The organism is Monashia sp. HAY1-2A (assembly GCF_056755315.1).
Genome location: NZ_JBNDHY010000095.1, coordinates 1 through 18,238, shown reverse-complemented (window position 1 = coordinate 18,238; position 18,238 = coordinate 1). Strand labels below are relative to the sequence as shown.

The 18,238-nt window shown below is 73.9% G+C and carries 15 protein-coding genes; 2 read left to right on the top strand and 13 right to left on the bottom strand.

What is annotated here, in order from left to right:
• Positions 1-111 precede the first annotated feature (111 nt).
• From ACPYOM_RS14465 to smc, 9 genes are all read right to left on the bottom strand, one after another.
• Positions 112-936, bottom strand: a complete 825-nt coding sequence (locus ACPYOM_RS14465) for an alpha/beta fold hydrolase (RefSeq protein ID WP_481339196.1) — start codon at positions 934-936, stop codon at positions 112-114.
• Between the two features lie 41 nt (positions 937-977).
• The gene (locus ACPYOM_RS14460) at positions 978-1,952 is read right to left on the bottom strand and encodes a S1C family serine protease (protein ID WP_481339193.1); all 975 of its coding nucleotides are present in this window, start codon (positions 1,950-1,952) and stop codon (positions 978-980) included.
• Positions 1,953-2,155: 203 nt separating this feature from the next.
• Entirely contained in the window at positions 2,156-3,763 is a 1,608-nt protein-coding gene (gene ffh / locus ACPYOM_RS14455) for a signal recognition particle protein (protein WP_481346493.1), read from the bottom strand.
• A 58-nt stretch (positions 3,764-3,821) separates the two neighbouring features.
• Positions 3,822-6,185: a [protein-PII] uridylyltransferase gene (locus tag ACPYOM_RS14450; protein WP_481346492.1), complete on the bottom strand. Its 2,364-nt coding sequence runs from the start codon at positions 6,183-6,185 to the stop codon at positions 3,822-3,824.
• 92 nt (positions 6,186-6,277) lie between these two features.
• Positions 6,278-6,616: a P-II family nitrogen regulator gene (locus ACPYOM_RS14445; protein WP_481346491.1), complete on the bottom strand. Its 339-nt coding sequence runs from the start codon at positions 6,614-6,616 to the stop codon at positions 6,278-6,280.
• Complete coding sequence (locus tag ACPYOM_RS14440) at positions 6,613-8,031, bottom strand: ammonium transporter (RefSeq protein WP_481346490.1); 1,419 nt, start codon at positions 8,029-8,031, stop codon at positions 6,613-6,615. Before ACPYOM_RS14440 ends, ACPYOM_RS14445 begins: the two co-directional genes overlap by 4 nt.
• A 144-nt stretch (positions 8,032-8,175) precedes the next feature.
• Entirely contained in the window at positions 8,176-9,405 is a 1,230-nt protein-coding gene (ftsY, locus tag ACPYOM_RS14435) for a signal recognition particle-docking protein FtsY (RefSeq protein WP_481339180.1), read from the bottom strand.
• Positions 9,406-9,480: 75 nt separating this feature from the next.
• A complete protein-coding gene (locus tag ACPYOM_RS14430; RefSeq protein WP_481339178.1) occupies positions 9,481-9,672 on the bottom strand; it encodes a hypothetical protein in 192 nt (63 codons plus the stop codon).
• Between the two features lie 72 nt (positions 9,673-9,744).
• On the bottom strand, positions 9,745-13,323 hold the full coding sequence (gene smc, locus ACPYOM_RS14425) for a chromosome segregation protein SMC (protein WP_481346489.1): 3,579 nt from the start codon (positions 13,321-13,323) through the stop codon (positions 9,745-9,747).
• A gap of 130 nt (positions 13,324-13,453) precedes the next feature.
• On the opposite strand from smc, the gene ACPYOM_RS14420 reads away from it, so the two are divergent.
• The gene (locus ACPYOM_RS14420) at positions 13,454-14,101 is read left to right on the top strand and encodes an MSMEG_1061 family FMN-dependent PPOX-type flavoprotein (RefSeq protein WP_481346488.1); all 648 of its coding nucleotides are present in this window, start codon (positions 13,454-13,456) and stop codon (positions 14,099-14,101) included.
• An 84-nt stretch (positions 14,102-14,185) separates the two neighbouring features.
• Here ACPYOM_RS14420 and ACPYOM_RS14415 read toward each other — a convergent pair whose 3' ends face one another.
• The gene (locus tag ACPYOM_RS14415) at positions 14,186-14,506 is read right to left on the bottom strand and encodes a chorismate mutase (protein WP_481339172.1); all 321 of its coding nucleotides are present in this window, start codon (positions 14,504-14,506) and stop codon (positions 14,186-14,188) included.
• A gap of 18 nt (positions 14,507-14,524) precedes the next feature.
• On the bottom strand, positions 14,525-14,815 hold the full coding sequence (locus ACPYOM_RS14410; protein WP_481346487.1) for an acylphosphatase: 291 nt from the start codon (positions 14,813-14,815) through the stop codon (positions 14,525-14,527).
• A gap of 150 nt (positions 14,816-14,965) precedes the next feature.
• Between ACPYOM_RS14410 and ACPYOM_RS14405 the strand changes: the two genes are divergently transcribed.
• Positions 14,966-17,029, top strand: coding sequence for an acyltransferase family protein (locus tag ACPYOM_RS14405; RefSeq protein WP_481346486.1), 2,064 nt, complete (start codon positions 14,966-14,968; stop codon positions 17,027-17,029).
• A 12-nt stretch (positions 17,030-17,041) separates the two neighbouring features.
• On the opposite strand, the gene ACPYOM_RS14400 is transcribed toward ACPYOM_RS14405, so the two are convergent.
• Positions 17,042-17,875, bottom strand: coding sequence for an MOSC domain-containing protein (locus tag ACPYOM_RS14400; RefSeq protein WP_481346485.1), 834 nt, complete (start codon positions 17,873-17,875; stop codon positions 17,042-17,044).
• A gap of 14 nt (positions 17,876-17,889) precedes the next feature.
• The coding region (locus ACPYOM_RS14395; protein ID WP_481346484.1) for a M3 family metallopeptidase at positions 17,890-18,238 on the bottom strand (349 nt) is incomplete at its 5' end.

Below are 18,238 nucleotides of genomic sequence, written 5' to 3'. Positions count from 1 at the left end.
GACCCACAGCTGGTCGACCCTCTCCTCCGGTCCGACGAGCACGCGACCACGCACATGGAGCACCGGTGCTGTCATGGCACCGACCCTAACCGGGAAGGCCTCCGGCCGGGCTCAGCGGTGGGCGCCTCGGAGCGTCGCGAGGACGTCGGCCCAGTGGGCCACGAGGGTGGCGAGGTGGCCGGCGCCCGCACGGACGACGAGAACCGAGGTGGGCAGGTGCGCGTGGAGCCACTCGCCGTGGGCCAGCGGCACCGCCCGGTCGTGGTCTCCGTACCAGAGGTGGACGGGGGCCCGGACGGCGGACAGGTCGAGGTCCCACCCCGGCCCGAGCGCGAGGTCGTCCCGCGAGACGCCGCGGTAGGCGGGCACGCCGGGCCGTCCGGCCGGGGTCCACGGCTCGAGCAGCTCCGGCACGACGAACCTGCCGACGAGGTGGCCGCGACCGTCACGGTGCAGGCGGTCCACCCGTGCCACGGCGGACTCGACGCGTCCGGCCCGCAGGAGAGCGGTGGCTTCGGCGTCGACGGACCCCGGTTCGAGCTCGGCCAGCGGCCCGACCCCGGCGACGACCCCGACCGCGACGACGCGGCCCGGCGCGACGGCCGCTGCCGCGAGGGCGTAGGGCCCACCACCGGAGGCGCCGAGCGCTGCGAAGGACCCCATCCCGAGCCGGTCGGCGACCTCGACCGCGTCGCGCGCCACCGACGTCAGGGTCGTGGCGGCGTCGCTCGAACCGCCGTACCCCGGACGCGACGCCGACACCAGCCGCACGCCCGCGCGTCGGGCGGCGCCGTCGCCGAGGGCGCCCTGCAGGCGGCCACCGGGGGTGCCGTGGAAGTACAGGACGGGCGAGCCCCGCGGGTCACCGCCCTCCCAGACGTCGACGCGGCGGCCGTCGCCGAGGACGAGGCGGTGCAGCCCGTTCGTCGTGACCACGGCACGAGCCTAGGCCGGTGTGCCCCGGAGTCACCGGGGAGTCACCCGCGCAGGAGCCGGGGCACGGCGAAGACGTCGACGAGCGCGGACCCGCGAAGGACGGTGATCTCCATCGACCGGTCGATGGCCTCGTCGAGCAGGATCCGTTGCAGCGACTGCGCGTCGGTCAGCGCTCGCCCGTCGGCGGCGACGACGACGTCGCCCCGCATGAGCCCCGCGCCCTCGGCAGGGCTGCCCGGCACCACCTGGACGATCCGCAGCGCGGTGCGCCGGCCGAGTCTGGCCGCGACCTCGTCGGACACGGGGACGGGCGCGGTCACCAGGCCGAGGTAGCCCCTGCGGACGTGCCCGTCGTCGACGAGCGCCTCGATGATCCTGCGGGTGGTGGCGTTGACGGGTACCGCGAGACCCAGCCCGACACCGGCCACCGCCGTGTTGATCCCCACGACCCGCGCCCGGGAGTCGGCGAGCGCCCCACCGGAGTTGCCAGGGTTCAGGGCCGCGTCGGTCTGGATGACGTCCTCGACGAACCGGCCGGCAGTGCCGGAGCGGGTCGGCAGCGACCGCCCCAGGGCGCTGACCACGCCGGCTGTGACACTCCCCTCGAGGCCGAGGGGGTTGCCGATGGCGACGACGACGTGCCCGACCTCGAGCCGGTCGGCGTCGCCGAACTCGGGCGGCGGGGCGAGCGACGACTCGGCGCGCACGACCGCGAGGTCCGAGAGCGGGTCGGTCCCGACGAGGTGCACGGTGACGGAGGTGCCGTCGACGAAGTGGGCCGTGCCCCGGTCGACGCCGTCGACGACGTGGGCGTTGGTCAGCAGCAGCCCGTCCTCGGTGAGCACGACGGCCGACCCGCCGCCCTCGACGGTCCCGCCCCGGACCGGCCGGTGGACCCGGAGGCTCGCCACGACCGGTGCGAGCCGGCGGGCGACGGAGCTCACGGTCCGTGAGTACGCGTCGAGGACCTCGTCGTCGGCCGGTTCCGGCGCCGCCGGCATCTCGAAGAGCGCCATTCCTCCTCCTGCTGCCCCACCGCGGCGAGCGCGGTGCACCTCACCCGTGCAGCGAACGGGCCGCTGGAGGCATTCCCGGGCCGGCGGGGTTTCGCCTGAGGCGAACACGCGCCAGGCGGGAGGACCGACCAGGGGACGGGCGCCCGGCGCGAGCGTCCGTGGTCGCGGCCGGTCGACCGGACGCGTGACCCGGGAGGCCGGCGTCAGCCCTTGCCGAGGAACTTCTCGAAGCCCTTGGGCAGGCTCGACGGGTCGAGGCCGGCGAGCGGGTCGGCCGAGCCGTCGGCACCGCCGAACGAGCTGCCCGCCAGCGGACGCGGCGCTCCGGCGCGTTCGGCGGCGGCGCGCTCCTCCGCGGCCCGCTTGGCCGGGTTGCCGCTCTTGCTCTTCCTGCGCTGCGGCTGCTGCTTGCCGCGCTTGCCCTTGCCGGGGACTCCCGGCATCCCGGGCAGACCGCCACCACCGCCACGGGCCAGCGACTTCATCATCTTCTGGGCCTGGCCGAAGCGCTCGAGCAGCTGGTTGACGTCGGTGACGGTGACACCGGAGCCCTTGGCGATGCGGGCGCGTCGGGAGCCGTTGATCTGCTTGGGGTGGGTGCGCTCGAAGGGCGTCATCGAACGGACCATGGCCTCGACCCGGTCGAACTCGCGGTCGTCGAAGGCGTCGAGCTGCTCTCGCATGCCCTGCATGCCCGGCATCATCTTCAGCATCGACTTGAGCGAGCCCATGCGCTTGATGGCGTTCATCTGCTCGAGGAAGTCCTCGAACGTGAAGTCCTCCTCGGCGAGGAACTTGCGGGCCATCTCGTCGGCCTGGCGCTTGTCGAAGGCCTTCTCGGCCTGCTCGATGAGCGTCAGGACGTCGCCCATGTCCAGGATGCGGCTGGCCATGCGGTCGGGGTGGAACACCTCGATGTCGGTGACCTTCTCACCGGTCGAGGCGAACATGATCGGCTCGCCCGTGATCTCGGTGACCGACAGGGCTGCACCACCGCGGGCGTCGCCGTCGAGCTTGGACAGCACGACGCCGGTGAAGGCGACGCCGTCGTGGAAGGCCTGGGCGGTCTCGACGGCGGCCTGGCCGATCATCGCGTCGATGACGAAGAGGACCTCGTCGGGCTGCACGGCGTCACGGATGTCGGACGCCTGCTGCATGAGGTCGGCGTCGACGGCGAGGCGGCCGGCGGTGTCGACGATGACGACGTCGTACTGCTTGGCGCGCGCGTGCTCGATGCCGAGCCGTGACACGGCGACGGGGTCGCCGAACGAGCGGGTGCCCTCGCCGGAGCCGAGGACGGCGTCGTGGCCGCCCATGTTGCCCCGCTCCGGGGCGAAGACCGGGATGCCGGCGCGCTCACCGACGACCTCGAGCTGGGTGACGGCGTTGGGGCGCTGGAGGTCGGCGGCGACGAGCACCGGCGTGTGCCCCTGGTCCTTGAGGCGGCGCCCCAGCTTGCCGGCGAAGGTCGTCTTGCCCGAGCCCTGCAGGCCCGCCAGGAGGATGACCGTGGGCGGCTGCTTGGCCAGCCGCAGCGTGCGGGTCTGGCCACCGAGGATCCCGACGAGCTCCTCGTTGACGATCTTGACGACCTGCTGGGCCGGGTTGAGCGCCTGGCTGACCTCGGCGCCGAGCGCGCGCTCGCGCACCCGCGAGGTGAAACGCTTGACGACGGGCAGCGCGACGTCGGCGTCGAGCAGGGCGAGCCGGATGTCGCGGATCGTCGAGTTGACGTCGGACTCCGAGAGCCTCCCCTTGCCGCGGAGGTTCTTGAAGGTGGCGGTCAGCCGGTCAGACAGGGATGCGAACACCCGCAAAGGCTATCCGCTCCGGCGTCCTGCTCCGACCCGGCGCTCGGCCGGCGCCGGTTCAGTCGGCGTCGCAGGTGTCGATGATCATGGCGACGGCCTGGGCGGCGCGGGCCGGTGCCAGCTGGCCGCCGCCGAACTCGGTGACGTAGAACGTGTCGAGCGTCTGGCCGGCGTACGTCGCGATGTGGGCCGACCGCACCGACAGCGACGCCCTGGCCAGCGTGATGCCGATGTCCTGCAGCAGACCGGGGCGGTCCGTGGCGCGCACCTCGATGACCGTCGCGGTCTCGGACGCGCTGCTGATGACCATGGCGCGCGTGGAGTCGACCGACCCCGAGCCGGGGCTGCGCACGCTCGAGGAGCGTCGACGCTGGAGCCTGCCGAGTGGTGACCGGTCCCCTGCCGCCACCCGGGTCAGGTCACGGGCGATCGCCTCGGGCAGCGGCGTCTCGCTGCTCGGCGAGTCGACCCACCACTCGTTGACGGCGAGCCGGTCGAGGGTCCGCACGATGGCAGAGCGCACGACGAAGCCGTGCGCCGCGAGCAGTCCGGCGGTGTCGGCGAAGAGGCCGGCACGGTCGCGGTCGACGATGTCGATGCGGTGCGCGCCGCCGAGCGAGGTCACGGTGACGTACGGCTCGCCGGCGGCGACGCGCGCCTGTGCCTCGGGCGAGAGCGGCACGGTCTCCATCGGTTCCACCACGAGCGGCCCCTCTCCGTCGGTGCGGGCGCCAAGGGCCGACCGGCAGGCGTCGTGCAGGCGCGCCACGAGCCCGGCCCGCCAGTCGCTCCACGCCTTCGGGCCGGCAGCCGACGCGTCCGCCTCGGTGAGGGCGCGCAGCAGGTCGAGCGTCGTCGCCGACCCGGCGACGGCATCGGACAGGGCCGTGATCGTGGCCGGGTCCTCCGGGTCGCGACGGGTCGCGAGGTCGACGAGGGTGAGGTGCTCGCGCACGAGCCGCACGACGACCGCACGGTCGGCGTCGGGGACACCCATGCGGGCCAGCACACGGTCGGCGATACCCGCACCGGTGACCGAGTGGTCCTGGGCTCCGGGCACCTTGCCGATGTCGTGGAGCACCGCGGCCAGCATGAGCAGGTCGGGCCGCGACACGTCGCGGACCATGCCGCTCGCGGCCACGACGGTCTCGATGAGGTGCCGGTCCACGGTGTGGCGGTGCACGGCGTTGCGCTGTGGGCGGCTGCGGACGACGCCCCACTCGGGGATCCACCGCTCGATGACACCGGCGAGGTCGAGGCCCTCCCAGACGGTGACGAGCCCGGGACCGGTGGCCAGGAGGTCGGCGAAGAGGTTGCGCGCGACCTCGGGCCACGGTTCGGGCATCGGGGGGGCCTGTGCGGCAAGGTTCTTCAGGGTCGTCGGCGACAGCGGGATGCCGGCGCGGGCCGCGACCACGGCCGCCCGCAGCGGGATGACCGGGTCGGAGGCGAGGTCGGCGGACGGGCCGAGCACTGCCTCGCCGTCGTGCCGGTAGAGGCCGTAGCCGAGCGGGGCCAGCTGGGGCCGGCGGGGCCCGACGCGCAGCGTCCGCGCACGCTGGGACTGCATGGCCCGGCGCAACGTGCCGTCGACGGCGTAGGCGATGGTCCGGGCCGACGTCGACAGCTCGGTGAGCAGGTCGTCGGCGTCGGTGTGGCCGAGCAGCGCCGCGCACGCGTCCTGGTCGTCGCGGGTGAGGCGGTCACGCCCACGGCCGGTGACGACGTGGATGGCGTCGCGGATGTCGAGGATGCGCTCGTAGGCGGCGTCGACCTCCCCGTGCGGGCGGTCGGTGAGCCAGGCGGCCGTGAGGGCGCGCAGGACCGACATGTCGCGCAGGCCGCCGTGCGACTCCTTGAGGTCGGGCTCGATGAGGTGGGCCAGGTCGCCCTGTCGGGAGTGCCGCTGGAGCACGGACTCGTGCATCTCGCCGAGGCGCGTGCGGGCGTTGGCGCGCCAGTCGTGCGCCACCGTCGAGCGGGCCGCGTTGACGACGTCGGCGTCGCCGGCGACGTGGGTCAGGTCGAGCAGCCCGACCGCGGCCGAGAGGTCCTCCGAGGCCACCGCCCGGCAGTCGGCCACGGTGCGGACGCTGTGGTCGAGCTTCACCCCGGCGTCCCAGATCGGGTACCAGAGCCGGTCGGCGAAGGCGCCGACCTCCTTGCCCGACAGCCCCCGCGGGTGGTGGACGAGGACGAGGTCGTAGTCGCTGAGGGGTCCCCCGTCGCCACGGGCGAGCGAGCCGACCGCGGCGAGGGCCACCCCGGCATGCCGTCGCCCGGCGCAGGCCTCGCGCCAGAGCTCCTGGAGCCACCCGAACCCGAACTCCGCGAGCGCCCGGCGCCGGGTGGGTCCGGCGCCGGGCGTCGCGAAGGTCCGGGTGCCGGCGAGGTCCAGACGTCGGGTGGTCACATCCGTCATGTCAGGTTCTCGCCGTCCCCTTGTGGTGCGTGTGCACGGGTGCTGTGGTGCTGTACTTCTCCGGTACTGCGTCCGCTGGAGGTGGGTCGCGCTCAGAGCGCGTCGACACCACGCTCGCCGGTGCGGACGCGGACGACCTCGTCGACCGGCACGGACCAGATCTTGCCGTCACCGATGCGACCGGTCTGGGCGGCCTTGAGGATGACGTCGAGGACGTCGGACGCGTCGACGTCGTCGACGAGCACCTCGAGCCGCACCTTCGGCACGAAGTCGACCGTGTACTCCGCGCCGCGGTAGACCTCGCTGTGGCCCCGCTGGCGGCCGTAGCCGCTGGCCTCGCTGATCGTCATGCCGGCGACCCCGAAGGCCTCGAGGGCCTCCTTCACCTCGTCGAGCTGGTGGGGCTTGATGATGGCGGTGATGAGCTTCATGCGTTGGCTCCTTCGACCTGCGAGGCGGTGACGACGGGACGGGCGGCGGCGGAGCGGCCGGTGGAGGCGGGGAAGCCGCCGAGCTCGTACCCGGTCTCCGCGTGGACGACCTGGTCGATGCCCTCGGACTCGGCGTCCTCGGCGATCCGCCAGCCGAGCGTGGCCTTGAGGGCCAGACCGATGACGTAGGTGAGGACGAACGAGAACACGACCGAGATCAGGGCGATGATGACCTGCAGGACGGTCTGCTGCCAGCCGCCGCCGAGGAACAGGCCCGTCCCGGTCGCGAGCAGGCCGGCGCCGATGGTGCCCCAGAGGCCGGCGACGAGGTGCACGCCGACGACGTCGAGCGAGTCGTCGTAGCCGAGCTTGTACTTGAGGCCGACGGCGACGGCCGACAGGCCACCGGCGACGACACCGAGGATGATGGAGGTGACCGGCGTCAGCGCGCCACAGGCCGGGGTGATGGCGACGAGGCCGGCGACGACGCCGGACGCGGCACCGAGCGAGGTGGCGTGGCCGTCGCGGCGCTTCTCCACGAGGAGCCAGCCGGCTGCGGCGGCGCACGTGGCGACCGTCGTGTTGAGCCAGACCTTCGAGGCGACGCCGTCCGCGGCCAGCTCGGAGCCGGCGTTGAACCCGAACCAGCCGAACCACAGCAGCCCGGCGCCGATCATGACGAGCGGCAGGTTGTGCGGTCGCATCGCGACCTTGCCGAAGCCGAGCCGCTTGCCCGCGAGGATCGCGAGGGCCAGGCCGGCCGCACCGGCGTTGATGTGCACGACGGTCCCACCGGCGAAGTCGATGGGGATGACCGACGCCACGCCGTCGGCGACGCCGAACAGCTTGGCCGACAGCCCGTTCTCGGCGCTGGACAGCAGCCCACCGCCCCAGACCATGTGGGCCAGCGGGAAGTAGACGACCGTGACCCACACGACGGAGAACACGATCCACGTGCCGAACTTGACGCGGTCGGCGATGGCGCCGCTGATGAGCGCGACGGTGATGACCGCGAAGGTCAGCTGGAACCCGACGTAGACGTACTCGGGGATCCAGACGCCGACGCCGAACGGGTCGACGAGGCGCGCCGCGCCGTCGGCGTCGGCCAGGGCCCCGAGGCCGAAGAGGTGGAACGGGCTGGTGAAGATGCCACCGACGTCACCGGTCTTGTCCTGGAGGTTGCCGAAGGACATCGAGTAGCCCCAGAGCACGTAGACGATGCCGACGGCGGCCAGGGCGCCGAAGCTCATCATCATCATGTTGAGGACGGACTTCGAACGGGTCATGCCGCCGTAGAAGAAGGCGAGACCCGGCGTCATGAGCAGGACCATCGAGGAGGCGACGAGCATGAACGCGGTCGCGGCCTCGTTGATCTGTGGAGCTTGTGCCGCGAGGGGCATCAGTGCTGGTGTCATGCGAGGAGTCTGGGGACGAGCGGTTTCACCGGACGCCGCGTCGTGTTACGGCCGTGTCAACAACACGCGCCCGGTGTTAGCCCGGAGTTACGCCGAGCGGGCCCGTCCGGATCGTGGACGGGCCCGCTCGCGCACCCTCCGGCCTCAGGCGAGGATGGCGTCGACGAACGCGTCGGGGTCGAACGGCGCGAGGTCGTCGGGGCCCTCCCCCAGCCCGACGAGCTTGACCGGGACCCCGAGCTGGCGCTGGACCGCGACGACGATGCCGCCCTTGGCCGTGCCGTCGAGCTTGGTCAGCACGATGCCGGTGACGTCGACGGCCTGGGAGAACACCGTGGCCTGCTGGAGCCCGTTCTGGCCGGTCGTCGCGTCGAGGACGAGGAGCACCTCGTCGATCTGGCTCTGCTTCTCGATGACACGCTTGACCTTGCCGAGCTCGTTCATGAGGTCGACCTTGTTGTGGAGGCGCCCGGCGGTGTCGATGATGACGACGTCCGCCTCCTCCTCGATGCCGGCCCGCACGGCGTCGAAGGCGACGGCGGCGGGGTCGGCGCCGTCGCGGTCCGAGCGGACGGTCGCGACGCCGACCCGGGCACCCCAGGTCTCGAGCTGGTCGGCGGCCGCGGCGCGGAAGGTGTCGGCGGCGCCGAGGAGCACCTCGCGGTCCTCGGCGACGAGGACCCGGGCCAGCTTGCCGACGGTCGTCGTCTTGCCGGCGCCGTTGACGCCGACGACGAGGACGACGGCCGGCCGGTCGCCCACCCGGCTGCTCGCGATGCGGCGGTCCATGTCCGGCTGGACGAGGGCGAGGAGGTCCTCGCGGAGCCAACCGCGCACGGTGGCCTCGTCGCTCGTGCCCTCGACCTTGACCCTGGTCCGCAGGGAGTCGACGAGCTCGGTGGCGGCCTCGACGCCGAGGTCGCTGGCGATGAGGGTGTCCTCGACCTCCTCCCAGGCCTCCTCGTCGAGGCTGCCGCGCGACAGGAGCGCGAGCAGTCCCTTGCCCAGCGCGGTGTTGGAGCGGGCGAGCCGGGCGCGCAGCCGCTGGAGCCGTCCGCGGGCCGACTCGGGCCGCTCGATCACGGGGGTCGGCGCGACCTCCGGCTGGACGGTCTCGACGGTCTCGGCCGCGGCCTCCGGGCCGACGGTCTCGACCTCGGCGGGAGCCCCCGGTCTGTCGACCGGTGGTGCTGTCGTGTCGCTCGGAGCGGGCGGCCTGCGGTCGAGGTCCTCGACGGGCAGGCCCGGTGCGGGCGGCGCCTCACGCTCGAGCGTCGCGTCGCGGCCGCGCCCTCGGGTCAGCGTGACGCCGTAGACGATGCCACCGACGAGCACGAGCGCGCCGATGATGACGTAGATCCAGACTGTGTCCACCCGGTCATCCAACCACGCAGCCGGACCACCCCCGCGAGCCGCGACCGATGCGCAGGACGCGGGCTCGCCGTCCGGTCAGTGCGTGCGGGCGCGCGTGTGTCGCGTCCCTCCCAGGGCCGACGCGCGACGACGTGCCTCGCGTGCGACCCCCTCCCCCTTGGCGGTGAGCAGGTCTCGGCCACCACGGTGCGCGGGCACCGCGACGACGCCGACGACCGCCACACCGAGAACGGTGACGACGAGCATCGAGATGACGAGGAAGACCATGTGACAAGAGTGACGCATGTTACTCGAGGGACGCAAACCAGCGGGAGTGACGATTCGGCAACGCCGGACACGTCAGGCGGACTGCTGGTCGGCGACGTCGCGCAGCCGCTGGCTGACCACGGTCGTCACGCCGTCGCCCCGCATGCTGACGCCGTAGAGGGCGTCGGCGATCTCCATCGTCTTCTTCTGGTGGGTGATGACGATGAGCTGGGAGCTGTCGCGCAGCTCCTCGAAGAGCGTGATGAGGCGGCCGAGGTTGGCGTCGTCGAGCGCGGCCTCGACCTCGTCCATGATGTAGAAGGGCGAGGGCCGGGCCTTGAAGATCGACACGAGCAGCGCCACCGCGACGAGCGAGCGCTCGCCGCCGGACAGCAGCGACAGCCGCTTGATCTTCTTGCCGGGCGGGCGCGCCTCGACCTCGAGGCCGGTCGTCAGCATGTTCGACGGGTCCGTGAGCACGAGCCGCCCCTCGCCGCCCGGGAAGAGTCGCTGGAAGACGCGCTCGAACTGCACCGCGGTGTCCTCGAACGCCTCGGCGAAGACCCGCTCGACGCGCTCGTCGACCTCCTTGACGATGTCGAGCAGGTCCCGCTTGCTGCTCTTGAGGTCCTCGAGCTGCTCGGTGAGGAACTTGTGCCGCTCCTCGAGCGCCGAGAACTCCTCCAGCGCCAGCGGGTTGATGCGGCCGAGCGCGTTCAGCTTGCGCTCGGCCTGCCGCAGCCGCTTCTCCTGGGCGTCGCGCACGAACGGCACCGGCTCCGGCTGCGGGGCGTCGGGGTCGGCGTCGGGGTCGGGCACGACCGGCACCGGCTGGTGCGGGCCGTACTCGTCGACGAGCGCATCCGGCGCGATGCCGAGCTCCTCGACCGCGCGCGTCTCGAGCTGCTCGATGCGCAGGCGCTGCTGGGCCCGCGCCACCTCGTCGCGGTGGACCGAGTCGGTCAGCTCGCGCAGCTCGGCCTGCAGCGTCGCGACGTCCTTGCGGACGACGGCGAGCTCCGCGTCGCGCTCGGTGCGCTCGGCCTCACCGGCTGCCCGGGCACGGCCCGCCTCCTCGGCCGACTCGACGAGCAGGCCGTGCGCCCACGTGGCGGCGACCCGGACGGCCTCGGCCACGGCGGCCTCGCGGCGGCGCCGCTCCTGCCGGGCGGCGAGCCGCTCGCGCGCCTCCTCCTCGTGCCGGGCGCTGCGCTCGAGGGCGTCGGCGCGGTCCTTGAGGGCGCGGGCGCGCTCCTCACGGGTGCGCAGGGCGAGGCGCAGCTCGGTCTCGGTGGCCCGGGCCTCGCGGGCGAGGTCCTCGAGGCGGTCGCGCTCCTCGGTCGAGGGCTCGTCCTCGACCTCCCCCTCGCCGCTCGCGGCCTCGAGCCGCTCGAGCAGCTCGGCGTGCTCGGCCTGGTCGGCCTCGAGGGCGGCGGTGGCGTCCGCGATGGCGCGCTCGGTGCGCTCGACCTCGGCCCGCGCGGCGCGGACCGCCTGGCCCAGGGATCCCAGCTTCTCGGCGACCGCCGCCATGCGGGCGTCGCTCTCGTTGAGTCGCTCGAGCGCCTCGTCGACGGCCTCGGCGAGCTCCGCCCGGGTGGACTCGAGGCCGGCGAGCCGGAACCGGGACTCCTCCGCCTGCCGGGTGGCGGTGGCGACGGCGGCGCGGGCCTCGTCCAGGGCCGCCTGCAGCTCGATGAGGCTGGGCGCCGCGTGGCTCCCGCCGCGCACCCAGCCCGGCCCGTAGACGTCACCCTCGCTCGTCACGGCGGTGACTCCCGGGTGCCGGCGCACCAGCACCGACGCGGCGCCGGCGTCGGCCACGAGGGCGACGCGGTCGAGCACCTGCTCGAGGGCCGGACGCAGGGTGTCGGGGCACGAGACGACGTCGCGGGCCCAGCGCTGCCCGTCGGCCAGGACCGGCCAGCCGGCGGGGTCGACGGGCGCGGCGGACTCGGCCACGAGCAGGCTCGCGCGCCCACCGTCGTCGTCGCGCAGGGAGCGCACCGCGGCTCGGGCCCCGTCGAGTGAGCCGACCGCCAGGGCCTCGGCGGCGGTGCCGAGGGCGGCGGCCACCGCGGTCTCGAGGCCGGGCTCGACGGTCAGCAGCGAGGCGACGGACCCGAGGATGTCGTGGGTGTCGTCGGCGGCCGCCAGGAGCGCTGCGGCGCCGTCCTTGCGGCTCAGGCTCATCTCCAGCGCCTCGACGCGCGCCGCGGCGCCGGTACGGGTGCGGTCAGCGGCCGCCTCGGCGTCCTTCCACCGGGCGACCTCGGCCTCGACGGCCTCGAGCCGCTCGGCCGCCTCCTCGTACGCGCTGTCGAGGCCCTGCTCGCCCTCCTCCTCCTGGGCGACGCCGGCCTCGAGGCGGGCGAACTCGCGCTCGGCCTCGGCCGCCCGGGTCGCGGCCTGCTCGATGGTGTGGCGCAGCCGCCCCAGCTCGGCCTCGCGGGCCTCGATGCGGGAGGCCTTGGCGCCCACCTGGCCGCCGAGCTTGGCCAGCCCCTCGCGGCGGTCGGCCGCGGCGCGCGAGGCACGGGCCAGCCGGGAGGTCTCCTCGGCGTGACGCCGCTCGGCGTCGTTGCGGGTGAGCACGGCCTCCTCGAGGGCCGCGCGGGCCTCCTCGATCTCGGCGAGGAGCATCTCCTCCTGCTCGCGGACCGCCGCGGCCTGGGCGCGCAGCTCGTCGGGGTCGCGCGTCGGTCCGTCGTTGCCGGCGTCGTCCTCGGAGAGCAGGCGGAGCCGCTCGGCCGCGAGCGAGCGCGTCGCGGCCATCCGCTCGACGAGCCGGCCGAGTGCCACGTACTCGTCCTGGGCGCGGGTCAGCCGCGGACGCGCGGCCTCGGCCTCGGCCTCGAGCGCGGCCAGACGCGTCGCGAGGTCGGCGATGGCCTCCTCGACCTGCGTGCGGCGCTCGATGAGCGCCGACTCGTCGGCGACCTCCTGCTCGAGCGTCGACCTCAGCTGGACGAGGTCGTCGGCGAGCAGGCGCAGCCGGGCGTCGCGGGCATCGGTCTGGATGACGGCGGCCTTGCGCGCGGTCTCGGCCTGGCGCCCGAGCGGCCCGAGCTGGCGGCGGATCTCGCTCGTGAGGTCCTGGACGCGGGTGAGGTTGGCCTCCATCGTCTCGAGCTTGCGCAGCGCGCGTTCCTTGCGCTTGCGGTGCTTGAGGACGCCCGCGGCCTCCTCGATGAAGCCGCGACGCTCCTCGGGCGTGGCCCGCAGCACGGTGTCGAGCTGGCCCTGGCCGACGATGACGTGCATCTCGCGGCCGATGCCGCTGTCGGAGAGCAGCTCCTGCACGTCGAGCAGGCGACACGGCGTGCCGTTGATCGAGTAGTCGGAGCCGCCGTTGCGGAACATCGTCCGCGCGATGGTGACCTCGGTGTAGTCGATGGGCAGCGCGCCGTCGGAGTTGTCGATCGTCAGGGCGACCTCGGCGCGGCCGAGCGGCGCGCGCCCGGCAGTGCCGGCGAAGATGACGTCCTCCATCTTGCCGCCGCGCAGCGACTTGGCGCCCTGCTCGCCCATGACCCAGGCGAGCGCGTCGACGACGTTGCTCTTGCCCGAGCCGTTGGGCCCGACGATGCAGGTGATGCCGGGCTCGAGCCGCAGGTGGGTCGCCGAGGCGAAGGACTTGAAGCCCTTCAGGGTGAGGCTCTTGACGTACACGAAAGAGGCGTTCCTTTGTGGTCCGGCCGGGCGGCGATCCCGGTCAGCGTACTAGCCGCACGGCCGCCGGCCCGGGAGGTGAGCCTCCGGGCGTCCGCGGCGTCGGGGGCCGGCGGCGTAGCGTGTGCCCGTGACCGACGCGACGACCCGCACCGACCCGCACGCCGTCACCTCGCTCGACCGGCTCCTCGAGGTCTACCCGACTGCTCCGGTCCCGAACTCGCTCGCCAAGGAGTCGACCGTCCTGCTGCCGAGCCACCAGGAGCTCATCGCGGCCTCGCCGTTCCTCGTCGTGGCGACGGTGGGCCGGGGCGGTCTCGACCAGTCGCCGCGCGGCGACGCCCCGGGGTTCGTCCGGATCCGCGACGAACGCACCCTCGTCGTCCCCGACCGTCGCGGGAACAACCGGCTCGACACTCTGCGCAACCTCGTCGCGGACCCGCGGGTCGGCCTGCTCTTCCTCGTGCCCGGGATCGGCGAGGAGCTGCGGGTACGCGGCACCGCCGTCGTGTCCACGGACCCGGACGAGCTGGCCCGGCACGAGGTGCGCGGCGTCCTGCCGGCGTCGGTCCTCGTCGTCACCGTCGAGCGCGTCTACTTCCAGTGCGCCCGGGCCGTCAGGCGCAGCCGGCTGTGGGAGCCCGACGCCCACGTCGACCGGAGCGCCGTGCCGACGGCCGGGCGGATGACCCGCGAGGCGGGCGGCTTCGCGTCGGACGCGGAGGCGGACGCGTACGACGCGGCGCTCGACGCCCGCCAGGACGCGACGCTGTACTAGCCGGACGACGAGCTCGGGACGACGAGCCCGCGGCGACGAGCACGACCGGGCACGACCGGGCGCGGCCGGGCGCGGCCGGGGACTTCAGTCGGCGCCGTTGGCGATCCGCTCGTGGTGGTGGATGACCTCGGCGATGATGAAGCCGAGGAACTTCTCGGCGAAGACGGGGTCGAGGCCGGCCTCGTCGGCCAGTACGCGCAGCCGGGCGATCTGCCGCTCCTCCCGGGCCGGGTCGGCCGGCGGCAGGTGCCGCTCGGCCTTGAGGACGCCGACCTGCTGGGTGCACTTGAAGCGCTCGGCGAGCAGGTGGATGAGCGCCGCGTCGATGTTGTCGATGCTGCCGCGCAGGCGCACGAGCTCGGCGGGTGTCGCGTCGTCGGCGGACGGGGACGGCTGCTGGCTCACCCGGTCAGCGTAGGTCGGTCACCGCTCCACGAAGCCCTCGGTCCCGTCCTTCGGGACGGCCTCCTGCACGACGACGGACTCGACGTGGCCGGGTCGCCGTGTCGTGGAGGGCTCCTCGCGCAGCAGCTGCTCGAGCCGGTCGACGGCCTCGCGGGGGCCCTGGGCGACGACCTCGACGCGGCCGTCGGCGGTGTTGCGGGCGTGCCCCACGACGCCGAGCTCGAGCGCCCGGGCCCGGGTCCACCACCGGAAGCCGACGCCCTGCACCTGCCCCCGCACGAACATCGTCACGCGCACCGTTCCGGCCATGGCGCCACGGTACGTCCCGGGTCGGTCCGGGCCGAAGGGGCAGGGAGCCGGGTCCCCCGCGTGGCGTCGCACCGGCGTCACCATCGGTCCCTATGCTCACAGCAGGCACGAGCGGTGACTCCACTCACCGCAGCCCCACGAGGAGGCGACGTGGCGACGTCGACGATGAACGAGGCGAGCGGCCGGGCCGCGGTCCGGGACGAGCCGGCGCGGACGCCGGCCGGTGCGGCCGGCGCGCCCGGCGCGGCCCGGGGGTCCTCGCGCTCCGGCCGCATCGAGGGCCTGGACGGCCTGCGCGCCCTCGCGATCGCCGGCGTCCTCGCGTACCACCTCGACCCGGCGTGGCTGCCCGGGGGCTTCCTCGGCGTCGACGTCTTCTTCGTCGTCTCCGGTTTCCTCATCACGACCCTGCTCGTGCGCGAGCACCGACGCACGGGGCGCATCGCCTTCGGCGCCTTCTGGCTGCGACGCGCCCGGCGGCTCCTGCCGGCCCTCGTGCTGTGCGTGGTGACCAGCGTGCTCATCGCACGACTCGTCAGCCAGGACCTGCTCGTCCACGTCGGCCGCCAGATCGTCGGCGCGCTGACGTTCTCGACGAACTGGGTCGAGATCACGGCCGGGTCCAGCTACTTCGACCAGACCGCCCCCCAGCTGTTCATGAACTTCTGGTCGCTGGCGGTCGAGGAGCAGTTCTACCTCGTGTGGCCCGTCCTGACCCTCGGCCTGCTCGCCCTCGGGTCCCCGCGCGTGCGCGTCGGGGCGGCCGCGGCGCTGGGCGGCACGTCGGCCCTGCTCATGGCGGCCCTCTTCACCCCCGACGGCGACCCGACCCGCGTCTACTACGGCACCGACACGCACCTCGTCGGCCTCATGGCCGGCGCCGGGCTGGCGTTCGCGTGGTCGACCCCGACGCTGGCCCTGCGCGTGGCACCCTCGCGGTGGGGCCGGCACGGCGCGTGGGCGGTCCCGGTGGCCGGGGCCGTGCTCGTCGGCGCGATGGTCCTCCTCGGCGAGCAGTCACCGTGGACCTTCCGTGGCGGCATCGTGCTGGCCTCCCTCGCGACGGCGGTCCTCGTCATGGGGGTCCTCGACCGGCGTCCCACCGGGCCCGACCCGTTCCAGCGCCTCGTCCGCCACCGGGCCGCGACCTGGGTGGGTGCCCGGTCGTACTCGATCTACCTGTGGCACTGGCCGGTGGTGCTCCTCGTCGGCCTCGACAACCCGTCGGCCCCGGGCACGACGTGGCACGGGCTGACCCGGCTGTGGTGCGTCGTCGTCACCCTGGCGCTGGCCGACCTCACCTTCCGCTTCGTCGAGACGCCGTTCCGGACCCTCGGGTTCCTCGGCGTCGGCCGCCGGATCGGTGGTCTGCTCACCGGGCTGACGGCCCGCGGCCGACGCGTCGTCGCCGGTGTCGCCGGTGTCGCCACGGTCCTGCTCATCGGCACGGCCGTCGTCGTCGCCACCGCGCCCGACATGACCGAGACCGCACGGATGCTCGCCGCCAACGAGGCGGCCGCCGACGAGGCCGCCCCGACGGCACACGCACCTGCCACCGGTCCGGCCGGCACCGGCGACGGGTCCAAGGCGCCCGGGGTGCCCAGGACCGCCTCGCCGCAGGCGTCCGCCTCCACCGGGGTGCCGTCGGGCGGGCCCTCCGGCGCGGCCTCGGCGCACAACGCCGCGTTCACGATGCCGAGCGGGCCCGAGATCGACGCCTACGGCGACTCCATCATGGTCGGCAGCCTGCAGGCGCTGCGCTACTACTTCCCCGGCATCCGCATCGACGCCAAGTCCAACCGGCGCTGGTCCGACGGGCTCGCCGAGGTGAGGGCGCGCGGCGACGCCAACCGCCGGGCGGTCGTGCTCGCCTTCGGGACGAACGCCGGCGTCGACGCCGACCGGGTCGAGGACGTGCTCTCCGTGCTCGGCCCGAACCGGATGGTCGTCCTCGTCAACGTCATGGGGCCGTTCGCACGCATCGACGGTGACAACGCGGCCCTCGCGCTCGTCGCGAGCCGCCACCCCAACGTCGTCGTCGCCGACTGGGCCGACGCGGTCCGGGCCCACCCGGACCAGGTGCAGTCCGACCGGGTGCACCCGACCCTCACGGGCGCGCACCTGTTCTCCAAGACGGTGCGGCAGGCGCTCGCCCAGCTGTCGGAGCGCAGCACCGGCCGTCCCGTCGTGCTCAAGGAGCTGCCGATCCCCTGAGGGCGCGCGCGGTCAGGACGCGACGACCTCGTCGCCGACGTGCAGGACGGCGTCGGCGGCGACGGGCAGCACCGGGGTCAACCGGATACCGAACCACGTCGCACCCTCCCACCGGCGGTGCCTGGCGAGGGTGCGGATCGGCTCCTTGGAGGTGACCAGCTCCGCGCGGTCGATCGTCGTCATGACGCAGCGGTCGCACACCATCGTCGCCCGGAACGGGACGTCGCCGATCGTCACGTGGCGCCACGCATCCTCGGCGAACGGCTCGTCGCCGTCCACCACGACGTTGGGGCGGAACCGGTCGTGACCGAGCGGCTCGCCCGGCTGCTCGCCGCGCTCGAGGGCGGTCTCGACGAGCCAGTCGTTGAGCCGCGCCAGGGACGCGTCGGTGGTGACGTGGACGGGGGCGGCGTCGGACAGCGAGTTCCGGTCGCCGGCCCGGCCGCCGAGGTCGGGCCGCACCGGACGCACCGTGTCGTCGTCCTGCCACACGAGCCGCAGCGGCCGCCCGACGCGCTCGCTGAGCCACGCGTCGGAGGCTTCCCCCGCCGGACGCGCCAGGGTCTGACCGGAGAAGGCCACCGGGACCGGGGCGGCGTCCACGGGCGCCGGGACGTCGAGGACGCCGCCGGACGCGTCCGTGAGCCGGACGGCCCCGCCGGGCAGCGGCTCGGCGCGCAGCGCGAGGAGCGCGTGCTCCTCGCGTGCCGTGACCTTGGCACCGTCGGGGTCGACGACACCCCACCGGCGGTCGCCGCCGATCCCCCGCTCGTCGAGGCGCGCCTGCATGGGCGAGACGCCGGCCAGCGACTTGACCGGGTGGACGTGGAGGGAGACGACCCGCATCTCGCCTCGCCCCCTCACTCGGCGAGCCAGGCGGCGTACGCGTCGAACGTGTACGGCCGGCCGAGGAAGTCCTCGACGAGGTCCGCGGCGTCGCGCCGGCCACCCGGCGCGAGGACCTTTTCGCGGTAGGCACCGGCGACCTCGGGGTCGAAGAGGTCCTCGCGGTCGAAGGCCGAGAACATGTCCTTGGCGATGACGAGGGACCACATGTACGTGTAGTACCCGGAGCTGTACCCGTCCAGGTGGCCGAAGGCGCAGTGCATGTGGGTGCCCTCGAGGTACGGGAACACCGAGTACCGCCCCATGAGCTCACGCAGCCGGGCGGTGAGGTCGTCGGTCTGGCGGACGTGGAGGTCGTAGGAC

Excerpts from the sequence above, each read along its gene's own strand:
- ACPYOM_RS14410 (WP_481346487.1), bottom strand. The coding sequence starts at position 14,815 with ATGGCCGGAACGGTGCGCGTGACGATGTTCGTGCGGGGGCAGGTGCAG.
- ACPYOM_RS14460 (WP_481339193.1), bottom strand. The coding sequence starts at position 1,952 with ATGGCGCTCTTCGAGATGCCGGCGGCGCCGGAACCGGCCGACGACGAG.
- ACPYOM_RS14430 (WP_481339178.1), bottom strand. The coding sequence starts at position 9,672 with ATGGTCTTCCTCGTCATCTCGATGCTCGTCGTCACCGTTCTCGGTGTG.
- ACPYOM_RS14440 (WP_481346490.1), bottom strand. The coding sequence starts at position 8,031 with ATGACACCAGCACTGATGCCCCTCGCGGCACAAGCTCCACAGATCAAC.
- ACPYOM_RS14400 (WP_481346485.1), bottom strand. The coding sequence starts at position 17,875 with ATGCGGGTCGTCTCCCTCCACGTCCACCCGGTCAAGTCGCTGGCCGGC.
- ACPYOM_RS14445 (WP_481346491.1), bottom strand. The coding sequence starts at position 6,616 with ATGAAGCTCATCACCGCCATCATCAAGCCCCACCAGCTCGACGAGGTG.
- ACPYOM_RS14450 (WP_481346492.1), bottom strand. The coding sequence starts at position 6,185 with ATGACGGATGTGACCACCCGACGTCTGGACCTCGCCGGCACCCGGACC.